The 20,863-nt window shown below is 57.5% G+C and carries 20 protein-coding genes; 13 read left to right on the plus strand and 7 right to left on the minus strand.

Annotated elements, in window-relative coordinates; genetic code table 11:
- Window positions 1-129 precede the first annotated feature (129 nt).
- The gene (clpA, locus tag AXW11_RS15215) at window positions 130-2,400 is read right to left on the minus strand and encodes an ATP-dependent Clp protease ATP-binding subunit ClpA (RefSeq protein WP_036205311.1); all 2,271 of its coding nucleotides are present in this window, start codon (window positions 2,398-2,400) and stop codon (window positions 130-132) included.
- Window positions 2,401-2,418: 18 nt separating this feature from the next.
- The gene (clpS, locus tag AXW11_RS15220; RefSeq protein WP_036205304.1) at window positions 2,419-2,778 is read right to left on the minus strand and encodes an ATP-dependent Clp protease adapter ClpS; all 360 of its coding nucleotides are present in this window, start codon (window positions 2,776-2,778) and stop codon (window positions 2,419-2,421) included.
- Between the two features lie 316 nt (window positions 2,779-3,094).
- Here clpS and AXW11_RS15225 point away from each other — a divergent pair, with 316 nt between their 5' ends.
- The 8 genes from AXW11_RS15225 (at window position 3,095) to AXW11_RS15260 (ending at window position 10,148) form a co-directional block, all read left to right on the plus strand.
- Entirely contained in the window at window positions 3,095-3,418 is a 324-nt protein-coding gene (locus AXW11_RS15225; RefSeq protein ID WP_041336669.1) for a cold shock domain-containing protein, read from the plus strand.
- A 194-nt stretch (window positions 3,419-3,612) separates the two neighbouring features.
- The gene (locus AXW11_RS15230) at window positions 3,613-4,254 is read left to right on the plus strand and encodes a pseudouridine synthase (protein ID WP_091641469.1); all 642 of its coding nucleotides are present in this window, start codon (window positions 3,613-3,615) and stop codon (window positions 4,252-4,254) included.
- A complete protein-coding gene (locus AXW11_RS15235; protein WP_041334261.1) occupies window positions 4,251-4,700 on the plus strand; it encodes an NUDIX hydrolase in 450 nt (149 codons plus the stop codon). The genes AXW11_RS15230 and AXW11_RS15235 overlap by 4 nt, the downstream gene beginning before the upstream one ends.
- 49 nt (window positions 4,701-4,749) lie before the next feature.
- Window positions 4,750-5,910: a tRNA 2-thiouridine(34) synthase MnmA gene (gene mnmA / locus AXW11_RS15240; protein ID WP_091641336.1), complete on the plus strand. Its 1,161-nt coding sequence runs from the start codon at window positions 4,750-4,752 to the stop codon at window positions 5,908-5,910.
- A complete protein-coding gene (hflD, locus tag AXW11_RS15245) occupies window positions 5,907-6,551 on the plus strand; it encodes a high frequency lysogenization protein HflD (RefSeq protein ID WP_036205300.1) in 645 nt (214 codons plus the stop codon). Before mnmA ends, hflD begins: the two co-directional genes overlap by 4 nt.
- A gap of 79 nt (window positions 6,552-6,630) precedes the next feature.
- Entirely contained in the window at window positions 6,631-7,998 is a 1,368-nt protein-coding gene (gene purB / locus AXW11_RS15250; RefSeq protein WP_041334256.1) for an adenylosuccinate lyase, read from the plus strand.
- Window positions 7,999-8,001: 3 nt separating this feature from the next.
- Window positions 8,002-9,153, plus strand: a complete 1,152-nt coding sequence (locus tag AXW11_RS15255; protein WP_091641339.1) for a cupin domain-containing protein — start codon at window positions 8,002-8,004, stop codon at window positions 9,151-9,153.
- Between the two features lie 29 nt (window positions 9,154-9,182).
- Window positions 9,183-10,148: a GNAT family N-acetyltransferase gene (locus tag AXW11_RS15260; protein WP_091641341.1), complete on the plus strand. Its 966-nt coding sequence runs from the start codon at window positions 9,183-9,185 to the stop codon at window positions 10,146-10,148.
- Here the strand turns inward: AXW11_RS15260 and AXW11_RS15265 are convergent.
- Entirely contained in the window at window positions 10,137-11,147 is a 1,011-nt protein-coding gene (locus tag AXW11_RS15265) for a LysR family transcriptional regulator (protein ID WP_007153713.1), read from the minus strand. The two genes, AXW11_RS15260 and AXW11_RS15265, sit on opposite strands and share 12 nt — an antisense overlap.
- A 232-nt stretch (window positions 11,148-11,379) precedes the next feature.
- Here AXW11_RS15265 and AXW11_RS15270 point away from each other — a divergent pair, with 232 nt between their 5' ends.
- Together AXW11_RS15270 and AXW11_RS15275 are read left to right on the plus strand one after the other, a co-directional pair.
- Window positions 11,380-12,153: a hypothetical protein gene (locus AXW11_RS15270; RefSeq protein ID WP_041336667.1), complete on the plus strand. Its 774-nt coding sequence runs from the start codon at window positions 11,380-11,382 to the stop codon at window positions 12,151-12,153.
- A 122-nt stretch (window positions 12,154-12,275) separates the two neighbouring features.
- A complete protein-coding gene (locus AXW11_RS15275; RefSeq protein ID WP_228301351.1) occupies window positions 12,276-14,546 on the plus strand; it encodes a hybrid sensor histidine kinase/response regulator in 2,271 nt (756 codons plus the stop codon).
- On the opposite strand, the gene AXW11_RS15280 is transcribed toward AXW11_RS15275, so the two are convergent.
- Window positions 14,506-14,976 carry a MarR family winged helix-turn-helix transcriptional regulator gene (locus AXW11_RS15280; RefSeq protein WP_036205291.1) on the minus strand — a complete coding sequence of 157 codons (471 nt, stop codon included), beginning with the start codon at window positions 14,974-14,976 and terminating at the stop codon, window positions 14,506-14,508. The genes AXW11_RS15275 and AXW11_RS15280 overlap by 41 nt on opposite strands.
- Before the next feature lie 3 nt (window positions 14,977-14,979).
- Complete coding sequence (locus AXW11_RS15285; RefSeq protein WP_075196229.1) at window positions 14,980-15,465, minus strand: glutathione peroxidase; 486 nt, start codon at window positions 15,463-15,465, stop codon at window positions 14,980-14,982.
- A 240-nt stretch (window positions 15,466-15,705) separates the two neighbouring features.
- Between AXW11_RS15285 and AXW11_RS15290 the strand changes: the two genes are divergently transcribed.
- The 3 genes from AXW11_RS15290 to htpX all read left to right on the plus strand — a co-directional run bounded on the left by AXW11_RS15290 (window position 15,706) and on the right by htpX (window position 18,371).
- Complete coding sequence (locus AXW11_RS15290; protein WP_036205287.1) at window positions 15,706-16,920, plus strand: pyridoxal phosphate-dependent aminotransferase; 1,215 nt, start codon at window positions 15,706-15,708, stop codon at window positions 16,918-16,920.
- Between the two features lie 10 nt (window positions 16,921-16,930).
- On the plus strand, window positions 16,931-17,392 hold the full coding sequence (locus AXW11_RS15295) for a hypothetical protein (RefSeq protein WP_041334247.1): 462 nt from the start codon (window positions 16,931-16,933) through the stop codon (window positions 17,390-17,392).
- Window positions 17,393-17,489: 97 nt separating this feature from the next.
- The gene (htpX, locus tag AXW11_RS15300) at window positions 17,490-18,371 is read left to right on the plus strand and encodes a protease HtpX (protein ID WP_091641347.1); all 882 of its coding nucleotides are present in this window, start codon (window positions 17,490-17,492) and stop codon (window positions 18,369-18,371) included.
- A gap of 30 nt (window positions 18,372-18,401) precedes the next feature.
- Here the strand turns inward: htpX and pdxB are convergent, their stop codons facing one another.
- Window positions 18,402-19,556 carry a 4-phosphoerythronate dehydrogenase PdxB gene (pdxB, locus tag AXW11_RS15305; protein WP_091641350.1) on the minus strand — a complete coding sequence of 385 codons (1,155 nt, stop codon included), beginning with the start codon at window positions 19,554-19,556 and terminating at the stop codon, window positions 18,402-18,404.
- A 19-nt stretch (window positions 19,557-19,575) separates the two neighbouring features.
- Window positions 19,576-20,862: a DEAD/DEAH box helicase gene (locus tag AXW11_RS15310; protein ID WP_041334245.1), complete on the minus strand. Its 1,287-nt coding sequence runs from the start codon at window positions 20,860-20,862 to the stop codon at window positions 19,576-19,578.
- Window position 20,863 lies beyond the last annotated feature (1 nt).

Raw genomic sequence — 20,863 nt, forward strand, 5'->3', positions numbered from 1 at the left:
GCAATTGGATTGACGACAATGTCAGGGCTGGCCCTTCAACTGAGTCAATTGATGGTCGGCCAGTGACAAAAAAGGCCATGCTGTTTCCAGCATGGCCTTTCCAGGAGGAGAAGAATCGCTCAGGGCTGCTTACACAGCCTCAGCCGGTTCGTCCTCGTACTCGAACTCCAGTTCACCATCCTTGAGGTGAATGTGGACATCACCACCATGCTCCGACAGCCGGCCGAACAGGATCTGTTCCGCCAGGGGCCGCTTGATCTTGTCCTGGATCAGGCGAGCCATCGGGCGAGCCCCCATGGTGACATCGTAGCCCTTCTCGGCCAGCCATTCCTTCGCGGCGTCGTCAACGTGGAGCACCACGTGCTTCTCGTCCAACTGCGCCTGCAATTCCGTGAGGAACTTGTCCACCACGTGGGTGATGGTGGCCGGCTGGAGATCACCGAACTGGATAATGCCATCCAGGCGGTTGCGGAACTCCGGCGTAAAGGTCTTGGATATGATTTCCATACCATCCGTGCTGTGGTCCTGCTCGCTGAAGCCAATGGAACGGCGGGCCATGCTTTCAGCACCGGCGTTGGTGGTCATCACCAGGATCACATGACGGAAATCCGCCTTACGACCGTTATTATCCGTGAGCGTACCGTGATCCATCACCTGCAGAAGCAGGTTAAAGACCTCCGGATGAGCCTTCTCGATCTCATCCAGCAACAGCACACAATGCGGATGCTTGCTCACGGATTCCGTCAGCAGACCACCCTGGTCATACCCGACATAGCCCGGAGGCGCACCGATCAACCTGGACACGGTATGCCGCTCCATGTACTCGGACATGTCGAAGCGCACCAGCTCGATACCCAACACCTTGGCCAGTTGCTTGGTGACTTCGGTCTTGCCCACACCCGTGGGGCCGGCAAACAGGAAGGCACCTTCCGGCTTCTCCGGCGCCTTCAGGCCGGCACGGGCCAGCTTGATGGCGGTGGACAATGACTCGATAGCCGGATCCTGCCCGAAGACCACCATCTTGAGATCCCGCTCCAGATTGCGCAGCAGGTCCTTGTCGCTGGTGGATACGTTCTTCGGCGGGATGCGGGCGATATTGGCCACCACATCCTCGATTTCCGACACGTCGATTGTCTTCTTGCGTTTGGCCACCGCCAGCAGACGCTGATGGGCACCGGCTTCGTCGATTACGTCAATCGCCTTGTCCGGCAGGTGGCGATCGGTGATGTAGCGTTCAGACAGCTCCGCCGCCACACGCAGTGCCTGATCGGTGTACTTCAGGTCATGGTGCTTCTCGAAATGGGACTTCAGCCCCTTGAGGATCTGGTAGGTATCCTCAACGCTGGGTTCGTTCACATCAATCTTCTGGAAGCGGCGAGCCAGCGCGCTGTCCTTCTCGAAAATGCCACGGAATTCCTGGAAGGTGGTGGAGCCAATGCACCGGATTTCCCCTGAGCTCAGCATGGGCTTGAGCAGGTTGGAGGCATCCATCACACCGCCGGACGCGGAACCGGCACCGATGATGGTATGGATTTCATCGATGAACAGAATCGCATGCTTCTCTTTCTTCAATTCTGCAAGCAGCCCCTTCAGCCGCTTCTCGAAATCACCCCGGTACTTGGTGCCAGCCAGCAGGGCACCGAGATCAAGTGAATAGACCACCGCGTCAGAAATGATCTCCGGCACCTGGCTATCCACAATGCGCTTGGCAAGGCCTTCGGCAATCGCGGTCTTGCCCACACCCGCTTCGCCCACCAGCAGCGGATTGTTCTTGCGACGGCGAACCAGTATCTGAACCACCCGCTCGACTTCGTGTTCACGTCCGATCAGCGGGTCAATGCGGCCCTGGCGGGCCTGGTCATTCAGGTTGGTTGCGTAGCTTTCCAGCGGACGTGATGCACCGCCTTCTTCTGCGGCTTCATCATGAGACGCCTGATCGTGACCCTCCTGATCTTCGGCACCCTGAACGCGAGAGATGCCATGGGAAACAAAATTCACCACGTCAATGCGGGCGATGCTCTGTTTCTTGAGCACATACACCGCCTGGCTCTCCTGCTCACTGAAGATGGCCACCAGCACATTGGCACCGGTTACCTCCTTCTTGCCAGAGGATTGTACGTGAAATACAGCACGTTGTAGCACGCGCTGGAATCCGAGCGTGGGTTGTGTTTCCCGCTCGCTGTCGTTGCTGGGGATCAGTGGTGTGGTTGAATCCACAAACTCTACGAGTTCTTCCTGAAGCCGGGCCAGGTCTGCACCGCATGCTTTCAGGACGCCCACTGCCGATTCGTTGTCGAGCAAGGCCAGCAAAAGGTGCTCGACGGTCATGAATTCATGACGCTTGTCGCGGGCACTTTTGAAAGCCGCATTCAATGTAATTTCAAGATCTTTGCTCAGCATGGGCCACCCCAAGGTCTATCAGTCCGCACGTTCAATCTCGCAAAGGAGCGGATGTTCGCATTCCGAGGAATACTGGTTCACCTGTGCCGCCTTTGTTTCCGCGATGTCCCGGGTATATACCCCGCATACAGCCTTTCCCTGCGTATGGACGAGCAGCATCACCTGCGTCGCCTTTTCTTCGTTCATTCCGAAGAACTTCATCAACACATCCACTACAAAGTCCATGGGTGTGTAGTCATCGTTCAGAAGCAGAACCCTGAAGCGCGCGGGGCGCTTGAGGGCGGGCTTCTCGGGAGCAACACTGACATCGTCCTGACGTCCTGGCTGTTCGTCCTCCCCCTGATTTAATACTAGTAGAGAATTCTGGATAGTCCGCATGATTCTTTACCGGAAATCGGTGCCTCTGCTTAAAGATGGTTGTCTGCCGCCCGGTTTTCAAGGTACCTCCGGTAACCGGACGTGCGCTGGTTATCAATCTCGCCATGATACAGGCTCCGGCCCCGGTTCAACCATACATTCCGGCTATAACTGCTATTGACTCTGAGCGAATATTGGTCAACAGTACGATAGCAATGTAAAATATTGTAAATTGGCGTAAGAAGCCTATAACAGGCTGCAATCCGTGCAAGGCAAAACGCTCGGCAATAACATCAATAACAAAGACACTGACAGTGAAAGAACAGGGGAGTTCATCATGCCAAGAGGCAAAGTAAAGTGGTTTAACAATGCCAAGGGTTATGGCTTCATTATCGAGGAAGGCTGCAGTGACGATCTGTTTGCTCACTTCTCTTCAGTGCAAATGGAAGGTTACAAAACCTTAAAGGCCGGCCAGGCCGTCACCTTCGATAAAAAGCCCAGCGACAAAGGGATCCACGCGGTCAACATCGTTCCGGAGGAGCAGCCACAGAAGCAGAGTTCCCAAGAGAACGCTTCTGAGAAAACGTCCGGCAGTGACGACGACGTGGAACAGAATCAGGACAGTGGATACCAGGATCAGCCCCGCGCGGCAAACGCTTGACGGCTGACGCCACCACTGCCCAGGCAGATAACACCGGCCCACAATGACCGGCCAGTTAGCCTGTGTCCGGACGTTCGGTCGTTCCGCAACCAGATGGGGCGACCGGGCCCTCCTCCCCAACCCCCTCTCTCCCTACTTCTGGCATAATGCGCCTGTTCAAATTCGATTCCCTAAATCAAGGTTCATTTGCCACCATGGCAACGCTGATTCTGTTCAACAAACCGTTCCGGGTGCTTTGCCAGTTCACCGACGAGAAAGGCGGTACGGATGGCACCCTCCGCGCCACCCTTGCCGACTGGCTCAAGATCCCCGCTGTCTACCCTGCCGGACGGCTTGACTATGATTCGGAAGGTCTCTTGCTGCTAACGGACAACGGGCAACTGCAGCATCAAATTGCCTCTCCCCGGCTGAAAATGCCAAAGACATATTGGGTTCAGGTTGAAGGCGAGATCAGCGAAACGGCACTGAAGAAACTGCGCGAAGGCGTGGAACTCAAAGACGGTAAGACTCGCCCAGCCGAAGTTACGACGATGGCTCCGCCGGAGATCTGGCCCAGAAACCCGCCAGTACGCTACAGAGCATCGATCCCCACGAGCTGGGTGAAGCTCACCATCACCGAAGGTAAAAATCGGCAGGTCCGTCGCATGACGGCGGCAGTCGGCTTCCCTACCCTACGATTGGTTCGCTATGGTATTGGAGACTGGACCCTGGACGGGCTTTCGCCCGGCGAATACAGGGCAACATCCGTACATGCGCCTTCGCCCCCGCCTGGAACCGCGGCGCGGAAGGCGGCGAAACCCCGCAAACACGCACCCCGGAGGCGACCCCGCCCATGACCTGGACACCCCACGCCACAGTTGCCGTTATTGTTGAAGATGACCATGGCCGTTTTTTGCTGGTTGAGGAACTCAGCCATGGTCAGGTGGTGCTCAACCAGCCCGCGGGCCACGTAGAGGAAGGCGAAAGGATCCTTGACGCAGCGCAGCGGGAAACCCTGGAGGAGACTGGCTGGGAGGTGGTCCCTGAGCACTTTCTTGGCGTCTATACCTACAAGGCCCCCGCCAACGGCGTTACCTACTACCGGTTTTGCTTCTCAGCCAGGGCCCTGGGCCGCGTGACCGATGAGCTGGACGACGGCATTATCGCTGCCCACTGGTTAACACCCGGTGAAATCCGCTCACAGGCCGACAAACTTCGGAGCCCTCTGGTCATGCAATGCATAGAAGATTACCGAAACGGACGCCGCTTTCCCCTGGATGTCATTGTCGAGCCGCAGACGTAACCTGGCTTAAATGCTAGAATCCGCCCCTTTGACCCCGACAGACCCAGACATGACTAAAGCACCTGAAAATACCCGAGTGATTGTCGGCATGTCCGGCGGCGTAGACTCTTCCGTGGCAGCCTGGCTCCTGAAGGACCAGGGTTACCAGGTGGAAGGCCTGTTCATGAAAAACTGGGACGAGGATGACGGCACCGAATACTGCACCGCCATGACCGACCTGGCGGACGCTCAGGCGGTGGCGGAAACCATCGGTATTACGCTGCACACCGCCAGCTTTGCGGCGGAATACTGGGATCGGGTATTCGAGCACTTCCTGTCGGAATACAAGGCTGGCCGGACCCCGAATCCCGATATCCTCTGCAACAAGGAAGTGAAGTTCCGGGCGTTTCTCGATTACGCCATTACCCTCGGCGCTGACTACATTGCCACCGGCCACTACACCCGCCAGCGCCCTCTGAACGACGGCAGTGGCGGAGCCGAACTGCTCAAGGGCCTTGACCCCAACAAGGACCAGAGCTACTTCCTGCACGCCGTCTCTGGCGAACGTATTGCCCGTACGCTCTTTCCAGTGGGCGAGCTTGAAAAACCGGAAGTACGGCGCATTGCCGCCGAACAGGGCTTTATCACCCACGACAAGAAAGACTCCACCGGTATCTGCTTTATCGGGGAGCGCAAATTCCGGGATTTCCTCAAACAGTACATTCCCGCGCAGCCCGGAAACATCGAGACCCCCGATGGCCAGGTGATCGGCCGCCATCAGGGCCTGATGTACCACACCATTGGCCAGCGTCAGGGCCTCGGCATTGGCGGCTTGAGTGAGTTTGGCGACGAGCCCTGGTACGTCGCGGAAAAAGACCTGTCCCGCAACGTACTGGTTGCCGTTCAGGGCAAGCATCACCCCCTGCTGTTTTCTCGCGGACTGATCAGCGGACCGGTGGATTGGATTGCCGGCGAAGCTCCGGCTGCGGAGTTCCGCTGCAAAGCCAAGACGCGCTACCGCCAACCGGACCAGGACTGCACGGTAACAGCCCTGAACAACGGGTTCAGGGTTGTCTTTGACGACGCACAGCGCGCCGTCACTCCGGGTCAGTCTGTCGTGTTTTACCGCGACGAGGTCTGCCTTGGTGGCGGCGTTATCGAACAAACCTGGCGGGACGGTGAGCAGACGCCCACAGGAACTGACAACAAGGCGGAAGGAGCCGGCGCATGAGCCGATCGATACACGACCAGACCCTGGCTCTGGCGGGCGTCTTCCAGGCCTCTGCTCTGGTCCAGCAAATAGCCCATTCCGGCCAGTGCGCGGAGTCCAGCTTTGAAACCTGCCTGCGCTCACTGTTCGCCACGCAGCCTGAAACGACCCTGGATGTGTTCGGCGGTGAACTGAAGGACCTGCGTGAAGGCCTTTCCACCCTCGCCAGCGTAATGAGCCAACAGAGCAAACAGCAGGACATTGAAGTACTGCGTTACGCCCTGAACCTGATCAACCTCTCTTCCAAGCTTCGTCAAAACAGCGACATGCTGGATGTAATCGGCAGCCGGATCGACCAGGCCCGGCACACCGCAAGCCATTTCGGCTACAGCCACAGCAACCTGATTGCCAACGTGGCGTCGATTTACACGGACACCATCAGCACCTTCCGCCAGCGTATCCAGGTCAGCGGTGAGCCCACGATTCTTCAACGCGAGGAGAATGCGGCCAAAGTACGTGCCCTGTTACTGGCTGGTATTCGCTCCGCCGTCCTTTGGCACCAGACCGGCGGCCGCCGCTGGCAGCTTATCTTCACTCGTCGCAAGGTCATCATGACCGCCCGGGAATTGGCGGAGAAGGCAAACCGCTCGGTTTACGACTGAATCCCGGCCACCACTGGTGTATCATATGCGCCCCCAGTTTTTCTTTTGACCGTATCTTTGATGACTTGAGAGGTTTTCGATGGAACTCAACGCCCTGACCGCCATTTCCCCGGTCGATGGACGCTATGGTAGTAAAGTCAGCGTTTTTCGTGACATTTTCAGTGAATATGGCCTGATCAGGAACCGCGTGACCGTTGAGCTCCGCTGGCTGCAGAAACTGGCGGCCCATCCCGGCATCACCGAAGTGCCTGCCTTCTCCGCCGACGCCAACCAGTTTCTGGATCGCATGATCTCGGAGTTCAAGCTGGCAGACGCGGAACGGATCAAGGGCATTGAACGCACCACCAACCATGACGTAAAGGCGGTGGAATACTTCATCAAGGAAAAGATCTCCGAGGTTCCGGAACTGCACGCCGTTACTGAATTCGTGCATTTTGCCTGTACCTCCGAGGACATCAACAACCTCTCCCATGCCCTGATGTTGCGCGAAGGTCTGGACCACGGCCTGCTCCCGGCCATGGAGCGCATCGTTGACCGGCTGGCGGAGCTGGCCCATGAGCACGCGGAACAACCCATGCTGTCCCGCACCCATGGCCAGACGGCCTCGCCCTCCACCGTCGGCAAGGAACTGGCCAACGTGGTTCACCGCTTACGCCGGCAGGTGAAACAGATTCGCGCCGTGGAGTTGATGGGCAAGATCAACGGGGCCGTAGGCAACTACAATGCCCACCTGTCTGCCTACCCATCAATCGACTGGGCCCAGAACGCCAAGGAATTCATTGAAAGCCTGGGCCTGGACTGGAACCCGTACACCACCCAGATTGAACCCCACGATTACATCGCCGAGCTCTACGACGCCATTGCTCGATTCAACACCATTCTGATCGATCTGGACCGGGATATCTGGGGTTACATCTCCCTGGGCTACTTCAAGCAGAAAACCGTGGAAGGCGAAGTAGGCTCGTCCACCATGCCCCATAAGGTCAATCCAATTGATTTCGAGAACTCTGAAGGCAACCTGGGCATTGCCAACGCCCTGTTCAGCCACCTGTCTGCCAAGCTGCCGATTTCCCGCTGGCAGCGTGACCTGACCGACTCAACCGTTCTGCGCAACCTCGGCGTGGGTTTCGCCCACAGCCTGATTGCCTACGAGGCATCCCTGAAAGGCCTGGGCAAGCTGGAAATCAATCCGGCACGCCTGGACGAGGACCTGGATCACGCCTGGGAAGTCCTGGCGGAGCCGATCCAGACCGTTATGCGCCGGTACAACATCGAGAAGCCCTACGAAAAGTTGAAGGCGCTGACCCGTGGCAAAGCCATGACACCGGATGTGATCAAGGCCTTTGTGGAGTCACTGGACATTCCCGATGCCGCCAAGGCGGAACTGATGGAACTCACTCCCGGCTCTTACATTGGCAACGCCACGCAACAGGCACGGGATATCTGAACCATGCAACTGCCCGGCGGAATGCCCGCCCAGGAATTCCTGCGGGACTACTGGCAAAAAAAACCACTGGTCATCCGCCAGGCCTTTGCGGGCTTTGAGTGCCCTGTCTCGGCCGACGAGTTGGCAGGACTGGCCTGTGAGGACGCTGTTGAATCGCGGATTGTGATCGAGGACGACAACGGCAAACCCTGGCAGTTGCACAACGGCCCTTTCGAGCCCGAGCGTTTCAGCAAACTGCCAGACAGCCACTGGACACTGCTGGTTCAGGGTCTTGACCACTGGGTTCCTGACTTTGCGGACCTGCTGGACGAATTCCGCTTCGTACCCAACTGGCGGCTGGATGACATTATGGCCAGCTACGCGCCAAAAGGTGGCAGCGTAGGCCCCCACTACGATCAGTACGATGTCTTCCTTCTGCAAGCCGAGGGGCATCGTCGTTGGACCTTTGGCGGCCATTGTGACCACACCTCGCCGCGCGTGGACGGTACGCCGCTACGAATCCTGAGCAGTTGGGACGGCGAGGAGACGGTAACCCTGGCACCGGGAGACATGCTGTACCTGCCACCGGGCGTTGGTCATCACGGGGTCGCCGAGGACGACTGCATTACCCTGTCTATCGGGTTCCGCGCACCTACGGTCGACGATGTACTGACAGGCTTCACCGACTTCCTGTGCAGCCGCTCCGATGCCTCTGACCATCTGGATGATCCGGACCTGAAGGTCCAGGACAACCCCGGCGCCATCAAGCCCGACGTTATCCATCGGCTTGACCGCCTCATCCGCGACCAACTCAGTGATCAACGCCAGTTGGCACTCTGGTTCGGCCAGTACTCAACGGCACCCAAGAGCCTGGAAATCGTTGTGCCCGCGGAAGAACCGGTCACACCAGAGTTGCTGGGCGAGTTGATTGCGGCCGGCAACCCATTGCGCTGGAACGAGGGCTCACGTTTCGCCTACCATGACTTCGAGGACGAAACCGCCCTGTTCGTGGACGGTGAGCAGTTCCTGCTTCGGGGCGACGCACGGCCCCTGGCACCCCTTCTTTGTGCCAGCGCTCGCCCGGACATGGGCGCACTGGCCAGCTTTGCCGGTGACGATGCCATACAGGGTCTTCTGAGCACACTCGTCAACCAGGGCTCTCTGTACTTTGACTGACATCTGACTGAAACCTGGGTGAAGGCAGCATGAACGTACGGGTTCGAAAATACAGCTGGCAACTGGCGCCGGCCGATGTCCTGAACATCCGCCAGTCCGTATTCGTGGACGAGCAAAAAGTCCCACCGGAACTGGAGTGGGACGACACCGACGAAATTGCCGACCACTACCTGATGGTATTACCCGACAACACCCCCGTTGGCGTCGCCCGCCTGTTCTCCACGTTGGAGGAAACGGCACACATCGGCCGCATGGCTATTCTTCCGGCACACCGGGGCAAGGGTCTGGGTGAAGTCCTGCTACGCCATCTTGTCTCCGAAGCCGCAGAGCGTTTCACCGAGCTGCAACTTTCCGCCCAGGAACACGCCATCCCCTTCTACCAACGCTCGGGCTTTCACGTGTGTTCCGACCTCTACGACGACGCCGGAATCCCCCATGTCGACATGCGCTGCCTCGCTCCGAAGCTGGTGAACGACGCCTATTCAACCCGTGAGAATCCCATGTTGTTGGGTGAAGATCGGGACGCCTGGCTGTTTGACCGCGAGAGCACCATGGTAGATTTGATCGACTCCCTGACTGGCCAGGCGCGTCAGCGGATCTGGCTGTATGACCGGGTGCTGGACCATGATCTCTATGACCGCCTGCGCTTCCGGGAACTGATATCCGGCCTGGCCCGTCGACATCGGCTCAGTGACGTGCGGCTTCTGATTCACGATGACAAGCCGCTGGTCCAACGCCGTCACCAGATTGTTGAATTGATGCGCCGCCTGCCCAGCCGGATTGAACTGAGGCTGGTGAACGAGGATTATCCGGTGGACGACCAGCCCTTCCTGCTCGCGGACCGCGAGGGCGTGGTTTACCGGCATGACTTCTACAAGCCGGAAGGCTTTGCAACGTTTGCAAACAGCGGCCGGGTAAAACTTCTCGCTGAGTCGTTCCAGCGCATGTGGGATGCAGGAAGGAGTTCTCTGGAACTGCGAGAACTACCGCTCTGAGTGGCGGATACCGGGCACCCCGGTGGATTCAAACTGTGCTCCGAACGGGGCAAATTCCGCGTCTACCTCTTCCGCCACTTCGGCAATCAGCTTACGTAACCACTGGTGATCCGTGTTGTGTTGCAACAGCGGGCTCCAGGCCATTTTGAGCTCGAACGGCGGTATCTCGAACGGTGGCACTTTAACCACCAGGTTGGCGTTGTCTTTCTGCAACCAGGCCGCCCGGCATGGCAGCGTGGCGATCAGGTCGTGCTGCTCCGCCAGCAGCATCGCCACCTGGTAATGCCGCGTAAACACGGAAATCTGGCGTTTTCGGCCCATCAGTGACAAGGCCTCGTCCACCCACCCCAGGCGCTGGACGTCTTTCGGGTTCACCCCCACCCCGACACCAAACCCGGTCTTGCTGACCCAGATATGACTGGCGTCCAGGTAGGTATCGAGGGTAAACGGCTCCTTGAGTATCGGGTTACGTGCGTTCATCAGGCAGGCAAAGTACTCCGTCCACAGAGTTTTCTGGTGGAACGACTGGGGGATCTTGTCAAAACGGTTGATCGCCATATCGAGGCGCCCCTGCTCCACGTCGAGGAAGCTCACGTCACTGGGGGTAAGAACATCCAGAGTCACATGAGGCGCTTCCTGACGAATCCGGCGAAGTACCCGTGGCATCAGGCAGGATTCCGCGTAGTCACTGGCCATGATCCGAAACACGCGCTGACTTTCCATAGCCGCGAACGCGGTTTTCTCATGAACCGCCTGCTCAATATCGGACAGAATGCTCCGCACCAGTGGCTGTAGCTCAGTGGCACGCTCGGTTGCGGTCATCCCCTCACTGGTACGAACCAGCAGCGGGTCTCCGAACAGGTCCCGCAGTCGGCGCAGGCCGTTGCTCATCGCGGGCTGGGTAATCCCAAGATGATTGGCGGCTTTGGTGACGTTCCGCTCCCTCAACAGTACATCGAGATAAACAAGCAGATTGAGGTCTACCCGGGAAATGTCCATGACGTGGCCCCTATCGGAAGTAACACGTAAAAACGGCTTTTATTCACTAGAATAATGGTCAACAGGGTATCAATTCATCGGATTGATATGAAGCTGCAATCTTTCACATTTCAGAACGGAATCATCCGGGGTTTTCTGCTAATCTTCCGTATACTTGCTGGATTTCTCCGGATTTTTTCTGTGGCCGGAGCTGCCAGTGGCCTGTCCATTCAGCCGGAGTGTTTGCAACAAGATGGATACCACAATGATTGTGCTGCTACTGGCGGCTGTCGTTACCGTTTCGATCATTATTATTGTGGCCAGTCAGATGCGAGAGCGCGCACGTATCGAGCGTATTCGTAAAACAACGGCTCTGGAAGACAGCTACAAAAGAGCCGGCCGCCTGCTCTCCGAAATCCCGGGCCAGTATTTCACTGCAGATTTGAAACTGCTATTGATCAAGCGGATGGAGGAGTCTTGCAAAGACCTCCAGGCCCTGAAATCTGATCAGCCCGTTGAAGAACGACTGAGTGCTGTACAACAGCTGAAAAAGTCCGTAATGGACGGCGAAGACAAGCGCACTCCGATCAAGATCGACTCCCCCGAAAAGTCCACCTATGTCCAGGAGCTGCTGCAAAATCTGTTCAAGATGATCGAGGGCATGCACAAGGCCGGCAAGATTGATAGCGCCACCGCCAAGAAAAACCTGAAGTTCGTGTTGTTCCTGGTGCACAAGACCCACGCCGACCTGCATGTGTTCCAGGCACGCGATTATGTGAAGCAGAACCAGATTCGAAAGGCCATTCACGCCTATCATCTGGCCAGTACCGAAATGGGCAAGTCCAGGGACAACCCGATGGCCATGAAAGCCGTGAAAAGTTTCCGTACCCGCATCAAGGAACTGGAAGCCATCAAGGGGGACGAAGAACACAGTGCCGCGGCCGCGGGCCAGTCAAGCCTGGACAAGGAATGGGATACGTTCCTCCACGACGATGAGTGGCGCAAGAAAGCCGACTACGACGACTAGGCGCCAACTGGCGCCCCGCGAAAACCACCGAAACGTTACAACAGGGACCGTGAAACGCCGTGACAACTGCATTCCAAAAGCGGCTATCCTATCGCCTGACCCGTGACACCGTTTTAATCGCAATGGTATTGGGCCTTGTGCTCAACATTGTCCAGGTCACTCTCGATTATTTCAGCGCCAGGGACTCCATGGAGCAGGAGATCCGTGCGCTCATCGAAATCAGTCACAGCCCCGCTTCGCAGATCGCCTACAACATCGACATCCGGCTTGCGGAAGAGCTTCTTGATGGCTTGCTTCGCCATCCCGCAACCATCGACGCCCGTATTATCGATAACAATGGCCAAACCATGGCTGCGGCGAGCCAAAGCAGCCCGGATTCGCGCTATCGGTGGATCAGCGACCTGCTCTTTGGTGACAGCCGCGTATTCAGTCAGGAACTGGTGGTACCGCAGCTGAGCGACCTCTCCCTCGGGAGCCTCACGGTCACCATCGATACCTACCACTACGGCCTGCTGTTCCTCCAACGCGCGGGCTATACCGTCATCAGCGGCCTGCTGAAAAGCCTGGTGCTGACTGCTGCACTGCTGTTCATTTTCTTCTTTGTGCTGACCCGGCCCATGCTGAACGTCATCGGTGCTCTGAGCCGGGTCAAGGCTGAAACGCCTGAGAAGGTCCGGCTTCCTGTGCCGGAGAATCATCGTGAAGATGAGATCGGGCTGATGGTGGGTGTCATCAACCAGCATCTGGAAACCATCGATTCCAGCCTCGCACAGCTCAGGATGGCCGAAAGTGCGATGAAGAACTACTCCAGCCAGCTGGAACAGGAGGTGGAAGACCGCACTCGGGAAATTTCCGAGAAGAACGATGCCTTGCAGCGAGGCAACCGCGCCCTGGTTCGCGCCAAAGAGGACGCTGTACGCCGTGCCAGAGCCCGTGCCAATTTCCTGGCCAGCATGAGCCATGAGATACGCACACCACTCAACGGTGTTCTGGGGATGTTGGGCCTGGCGCTGGAAGGCGACATGGAACAGGCACAACGAAACCGGTTGGAAATTGCGCTCAATGCCGGCCAGAGTTTGCTCGGTCTGTTAAACGACATCCTGGACATCTCCAAGGTCGAAGCCGGGAAATTGAGCCTGGAGAACATCCCGTTTTCACTCCGCAACCTGGTGGAAGAATGCGCGACACTGCATGCCCAACAAGCCAGGCGCAAGAATATTGACGTTGTGGCGGACATCGACTGTGACCTGCCCGAAAGCTTTCTTGGCGATCCCACCCGAACTCGGCAGATCCTGAACAACCTGCTCAGTAACGCTATTAAATTCACCGAGCAAGGCTTCGTCCGCATCCACGCCACCCGCTACAACGGCAACGTACGCATTGACGTTGTCGACACCGGTATCGGCATGTCCAAGGAAGGGCTGCACAGGATATTCTCACCCTTCTCACAGGCTGACAGTGACACTACCCGGCTCTATGGCGGCACTGGCCTGGGCCTGACACTGTGTCGTCAACTGGTGGAGCGGATGCATGGCCAGATCCTGGTAGATTCCGAGGAGCACGAAGGCACACACTTCACTGTGAACCTGCCCCTGCCGGTTCACGATGAGCAGGAAAGCCAACCGTCGATGCCGGCTATTCCAAGCCTACTTCAGCAGGTAGGTGTCGATATCGGGATGCCCCGGGACTATCCGCACCGCACGCCCATCGAGCATCAACTGAGAGCCTGGGGCATTCCACTGCGCGAGGCGGCACCCGACGGAGAGGGAATTCTGATGATCGCCGCCAACGAAAGCGACGAGACCGCGGCACAACTGGCATCGTCCTGGTCCGGCACCGGCATTATTCTGGTGGACCGGGACGGCTCCGCCCATCCCACCAAAGATCGTCAGATACTGTCGATGCCACTCAGACGTGAGCAGTTGTACCGAACACTGTGCAGGGCCGCTGGGCTGGACATCGGGGACAGGGCAAGAATCATCGCAACCCCGGCTGGCGTGTCACGCACGCTGAATCTTCTTCTGGTCGAAGACAACCAGGTAAATCAGGTGGTCGCCAGCAGCATGCTGAAAAAGCTGGGCCACACCGTCACCCTGGCCGAAAACGGCAAACAGGCACTGGAAGCCTTGCAGCAAGGCGAAAGGAGATTCGATATTGTACTGATGGATTGCCAAATGCCGGTGATGGACGGCTATGAGGCCACCCGCAACATTCGTGAAAACCCTGAGTGGCAGGATCTGCCAGTGATCGCGGTCACCGCCAACGTCATGCAGGGAGACCGGGACGACTGCCTCGAGTCCGGCATGAATGACTACATCACCAAACCTTACAATCGTGCCGACCTGAAATCCATTATTGACCGCTGGGCGCCTCCCCAGCCTCCAGAAGACTGAGGACAGATCGCAGCTCTTCCCTCAATTCCACAATGCGCTCCTGATCAATGCCCGTACCACACAACAGGCGGCCGGGAATGTCCCGAGCCTGCTGGCGCATGGCACTGCCCTTCTCAGTGGGGGCGACCGTAACCACTCGCTCATCGGTGGTATCCCGCAAACGGGTTACCAGATCACGCTCAGCCAGACGTTTGAGCAGCGGCGTCAGGGTTCCGGAATCCAGGCGCAGTCGTTTACCCAGGTCAGACACCCTGACCGTCTGTCCGTTCTCCCCGGCTTCCCACAACACCAACATGACCAGATACTGCGGATAGGTCAGATTCAGTTCCGCCAGCAGCGGACGATAGCGGGCGGTTATTGCCCGGTTGGCGGCGTAGAGGGCAAAACAGAGCTGATTATCCAGCGCCAGGACGTCGTCTTCGTCAGTCATGGTTCACAGTAACGCTTCAATGTCGGCGCGAATGGCAGACGGCTTGGTGGTCGGCGGGTAACGACGCACCACTTCACCCTCACGATTCACCAGGAACTTGGTGAAGTTCCATTTTACAGCTTCCGATCCCAACAGCCCCTTGGCACTGTGCTTCAGGTACTCAAACAGCGGGTGGGCATTAGGGCCGTTGACGTCAATCTTTGCGAACATGGGAAAGTCCACGCCGTAGTTAAGGCTACAGAATTCGCTGATGGCCTTGTCGTCCGCCGGGTCCTGATTCCGGAACTGGTTGCAGGGGAAACCGAGCACTTCGAGGCCTTTTTCTTTCAGCTCGACGTACAGGGACTGCAAACCCTCGAACTGGGGAGTGAAACCGCATTTGCTGGCCGTGTTTACGATCAACAGAACTTTGCCACGGAACTCATCCAGGGAATGCTCCTCACCGCGAATATCGGCCGCGTTAAAGTCGTAGATGCTTTGCGTGCTCATTACATTCCTCCCTTGTATTTTTCGCTATTATATTTTGCACAACCCTATTTACAACTGATTCCGTCACGGTTGTCACGCTCAGTTCATGGAATCTGTGAGCTTTGGGCGTTAAATCTCCGCATTTGTGCCACAATTCATCACAATTGGCCTGTTGCCGCCGGCCGTTGCTCCGCTAGAATACAGGCTTGTCTTTGAAACATGGCACTTGTCATCTTACCGATCTAAGGAAATACCGGGCTTATGCAGAACTATCTCAAATCCGCCAAGCTGGATAACGTGTGTTACGAGATACGTGGCGTGGTTCTGCGTGAAGCCCGTCGGCTGGAGGAAGAGGGCCACCGGGTTCTCAAGCTCAATATCGGCAACCCAGCGGCTTTCGAACTGGACGTTCCCGAGGAAATCCAGCAGGACGTTATTCACAACATGCCCCTGGCCCAGGGGTATGTGGAATCAAAGGGGTTGTTCTCTGCGCGTAAGGCGGTGATGCACTATTGCCAGCAACGTGGCATCGACAAGGTGGATATCGACGATATCTACCTGGGCAACGGCGTCAGCGAAATGATCGTGATGTCCATGCAGGCCATGCTCAATACCGGCGACGAGGTTCTGATCCCGGCCCCTGACTATCCGCTCTGGACGGCCGCCGTGACCCTGTCCAGTGGCAAGCCGGTTCACTACCGATGCGACGAGCAACAGGACTGGTTCCCGGATATCGACGATATCCGCAAGAAAATCACCCGCCGCACCCGGGCTATCGTGCTTATCAACCCCAACAACCCCACCGGCGCCGTGTACTCCCGCGAATTGCTGGAACAGGTGGTGGAACTGGCGCGGCAGCACAACCTGATCGTGCTGTCAGATGAGATCTACGACAAAATCCTGTACGACGGCACTGAACACGTCCCCACCGCGTCACTGGCGGATGACGTGCTGTTCTTTACCTATAACGGCCTGTCCAAGAACTATCGTGCCGCCGGTTACCGTTCCGGCTGGATGATTATCAGCGGCGCCAAACACCGCGCGCGGGACCTGATCGAGGGCATCGAAATGCTCTCCAACATGCGCCTGTGTGCCAACGTACCGGCACAGCTGGCCATCCAGACCGCACTTGGGGGCTACCAGTCAATCGAAGACCTGGTGGCACCGGGCGGTCGCCTGTTCGAACAACGGGAAACCGCCTGGAACCTGCTCAATGATATTCCAGGCGTCAGCTGTGTGAAGCCCAAAGGCGCTCTATATCTGTTTCCAAAGCTGGACCCGAAGCGCTTCCCCATCGTCAATGACGAAAAGCTGGTACTGGACCTGCTGCTGCAGGAGCGCATCCTCCTGGTTCAGGGTTCCGCCTTCAACATCGACGACAAGCAACACCTGCGCGTGGTCTTCCTACCCCGCGAGGACGCCCTTGAGGATGCCATGAAGCGTTTGGCACACTTCCTGTCGTCTTACCAGTTGTGAAGGGGGCTTGATGGCGGACATTCATATCGAAGAGTTCTACAAGGACGCCGCAATCGCCCTGGTTCAGCTCTACAATGCCTTTCCCCGCCGGGTCAACCTGTTTGTGGAAGACATTGCTGGCCCCGACGAACCAGACGAGTTCGGGCTCCACAGCAAGCGGCACATGGCCTGCTTCGGCACCCTGCTCTGGTTAGCTGAGGAAGGCCTGCTCCGCTACGTGGATACCATCCGCCAGGAAGCCTTGGACCAGGCCGTGCTGACCCAGCGGGCGTTCGTGCGCCTGAGTTCGCCTGCCAGCCCAGATCTGCATGAAGAAAACAACGCTGACAGCAGCCAGGACCTGCCACCGGCTATCCGCGAGGATTTTTCCACGCACATACACATGCTTCGCAACGCCCTCCGAAGCGGTAGCTCCGCAAAAATCAGCCGCGTAATGCAGGCGACGTTCTTTCGCGACCGGTCCGATCATTAAATTGGCGTAAACCTGTTGAACATGGCCACACTGGCCACATATAAATACCCAGACACAAACCGCGGTCTGCGGCCGACGATTCAACAAGGGATTCAAGATGCGTATTCTGCTGTTTCTTGCCACCAACCTGGCCGTCATTCTTGTCGCCAGTTTCACCCTGAAACTTCTGGGTGTTGACAGCTATCTCGCCCAGAACGGTATCCAGTACGGTTCGCTGCTTGCCTTCGCTGCGGTCTTCGGCTTTGCCGGCGCCATTGTATCGCTGCTGATTTCCAAGCCCGTGGCTAAGTGGAGCACCAAGGCAAAGGTGATCGAGTCGCCGCGTACGCCGGCTGAGCGCTGGCTGGTAGACACCGTTCGCGAGCTTTCAGAAAATGCCGGCATCGGTATGCCGGAAGTCGCCATTTTCCCGGCCTCACAATCCAATGCCTTTGCCACCGGCTGGAACAAGAATAACTCCCTAGTAGCCGTCAGCGAGGGGCTGCTGCACCGCTTTAACAAGGAGGAAATTCGTGCGGTCCTGGGCCACGAAATAGGCCACGTGGCCAACGGCGACATGGTAACCCTCGCGCTGATTCAGGGTGTGGTGAACACGTTCGTGATTTTTGCGTCCCGCGTGATCGGCTCGTTTGTTGACCGCGTGGTGTTCAAGAACGAAAGCGGGCATGGTATCGGCTTCTTCGTGGTCAGTATCGTGGCGGAAATCGTGCTGGGCATTCTTGCCAGTACCATTGTGTTCTGGTTCTCGCGTCGCCGGGAATACCGTGCCGACATCGCTGGCGCGCAACTGGCAGGCCGTGGCGCCATGATCAACGCCCTGGCGCGGCTGAAACAGGAAAGCGAAGTGCCTGATCAAATGCCCGACAGCCTGCAGGCGTTTGGCATCAATCGAGGTGCGAGGGCGGGCATCAGCGCCCTGTTCATGACACACCCGCCGCTGGACAGCCGGATCGAGGCTCTGAAGAGCGCGCAGCTGTAATCGGCGCGAACAGGCGCGTTCGAAGGAACGTCAGAGCTTCAGCTTGAAGCCAAGGGCCCGGAAAGTATCCTGCATGGATTTACTGGTGCCCTTGAGCTGGATCTTCAAGCTGGAAAACTCCCGCCGGACCGGATAATCCCGGCGCAACCGGTCAAAGGCCTGCGCCCGATCCTCCGGCGGCAACGCCATTGCCAGCCGCATGCGAGCGTCATCCTGGCGCGGATCGTAGCAGGACCGTATGGCAATATTGGCTGACGCCATTTCTTCTGCAGCACTGGTAAAGGAGAGTTTGCTCAACGCTGGTTCTGGCAGGAACTGACCAGCCTTCTTGCGGGCGGGCAGTCCCATATAGCGACTCAGCGCCTGGTACACCACCTCACTACCCTGCACCTTGCCCTCCAGGCTATAGCCTGCGATATGGGGAGTGACAAGCCATACTTTTTCCACCAGTTCAGCGTTAACCCGGGGCTCATGCTCAAAGACATCCAGTACCACTGTAGGCGCGTTTGGCGCTTCCAGACGCGCCAGCAAGGAGGAGGTTTCAATAACTTCGCCCCGGCTGGTATTGATCAGCAACTGGTCTTCAGTCAACGAAGACAATCGTTCCTGCCCGAACATATGAAGCGTTGCGTGCTCTCCCTCGCGGGTCAGTGGCGTGTGCAGTGTTACCACGTCGCACGCCATGGCCTCGTCAAGACTGACAAATTCCTCGCCTTCGTCGCCTTCCCGTTCGGCCCTTGGCGGGTCACAAAGGCGCACATTAAAACCGAGCCTGTCCAGCTTGTGTGCAAGCTCTCCACCTACATTGCCGGCACCCACGATACCAACACTGAGTTTTGACCAATCCGCCATGCCACGCTTTTCCGCGTGCAGCGAGATCACTGACAGCACGTACTCAACCACACTGTTGGCGTTGCAGCCGGGCGCCGCTGAAAACGCGATGCCACTGGATTCAAGCCATTTCAGATCAACATGGTCGGTACCGATGGTACAGGTTCCAACGAAGCGGACCCGACTTCCTTCAAGCAATGCCTGATTGACCCGGGTGACTGAACGAACCAGCAGGATATCCGCATTCTGAACATCCGCAGCAGACATCGTGCGCCCGGACACTGGTCGTATCTCGCCGATATCGCCAAAAAACGATTCCAGTAAGGGTATGTTCTCATCCGCTACTATCCGCATGATCCTGCTTCCCAACCTGTTAGTTCCTGCGTTGACGCTGGTTTCCGCCACGTCCACCCTGGCTGCGGTTGCCCTGGGGACGCCGGCCACCACGCTTGCGAGTGATTGGCGGTTTGGCGAGTTCGGTCATCAGCGCTTCATCCGGCACCGCCGTGGTCAGTTTCTGGCTGATGTAGGACTCGATAGCCGGCAGTGAAAAGGCATCGTCCTCACTGGCAAAGCTGACAGAGACACCGTGCTTCCCTGCCCGACCGGTGCGCCCGATACGATGAACGTAATCCTCAGCGTTGTCCGGCAGATTATAGTTGAATACGTGGGTTACACCGTCAACGTGGATACCACGACCGGCGACATCCGTGGCAACCAGCACCTGAATGCTGCCATTCTTGAACTGTTCCAATGTCTTCAGCCGCTTGTTCTGGGCGATTTCCCCTGACATCAGCGCGACCTTTACGCCCTGGTTGCGAAGGTCCTCATCCAGGTCACGACACTGGTCACGACGGTTCGCAAAGACGATGGCTTTTTCCACCTCGGGGCGCTGAAGATAGTTGACCAGTACCGGCAGTTTTTCATCCTCGCCCACCAGGTAGACAGTCTGCTTCACTCGCTCGGCGGTCTTCTGTTCCGGTTCGATCTCGACGAATTCCGCACTTTTGGTCCACATCGAGGCGAGGTTGAGGACGTCCTGGTTAAAGGTGGCGCTGAACAGCAAGGTCTGACGCTCTTCCTTTGGCGTGCACTTGCGGATAATGCGCTTCACATCGGGAATAAAGCCCATGTCCAGCATCCGATCCGCTTCATCCAGAATCAGGATGTCGAGCTGGTCGAGAAAAACGTCCTGAGAGCCCAGGAAATCAATCAGCCGGCCCGGGGTTGCCACCAGTATGTCAACGATCTCGTTCTGGAGCTGATCGCGCTGCTTATCGTAGTTCATACCACCCACCACGGTGACCACATTATGGCCCGTGTAGCCGCATAGTTGCTCGGCGTCCTTGGCGATCTGCATGGCCAGTTCACGGGTTGGCGCCAGGGCCAGAACCCGGGGTTCCGAGGCGAACCGGTCCTCTTTCGGAATCGGCGTTTCCAGCATGCTCTGGATAGCAGTGATCAGGAATGCGGCGGTTTTACCGGTGCCGGTTTGAGCCTGGCCGATCAGGTCCTGGCACGCCAGGGTGAACGGAAGAGTCTCTGCCTGGATGGGTGTGCAATGCTCAAAACCGATATCGGTGATGGCATCGAGCACTCGCTGGTCAAGGTTGAGATCCTTGAAGAAGGTTTTGCCGGCTTCGGGTGCGTCAGATGTCATG

It is taken from the genome of Marinobacter sp. Hex_13, assembly GCF_001566815.1.
Lineage (GTDB): Bacteria > Pseudomonadota > Gammaproteobacteria > Pseudomonadales > Oleiphilaceae > Marinobacter > Marinobacter salarius.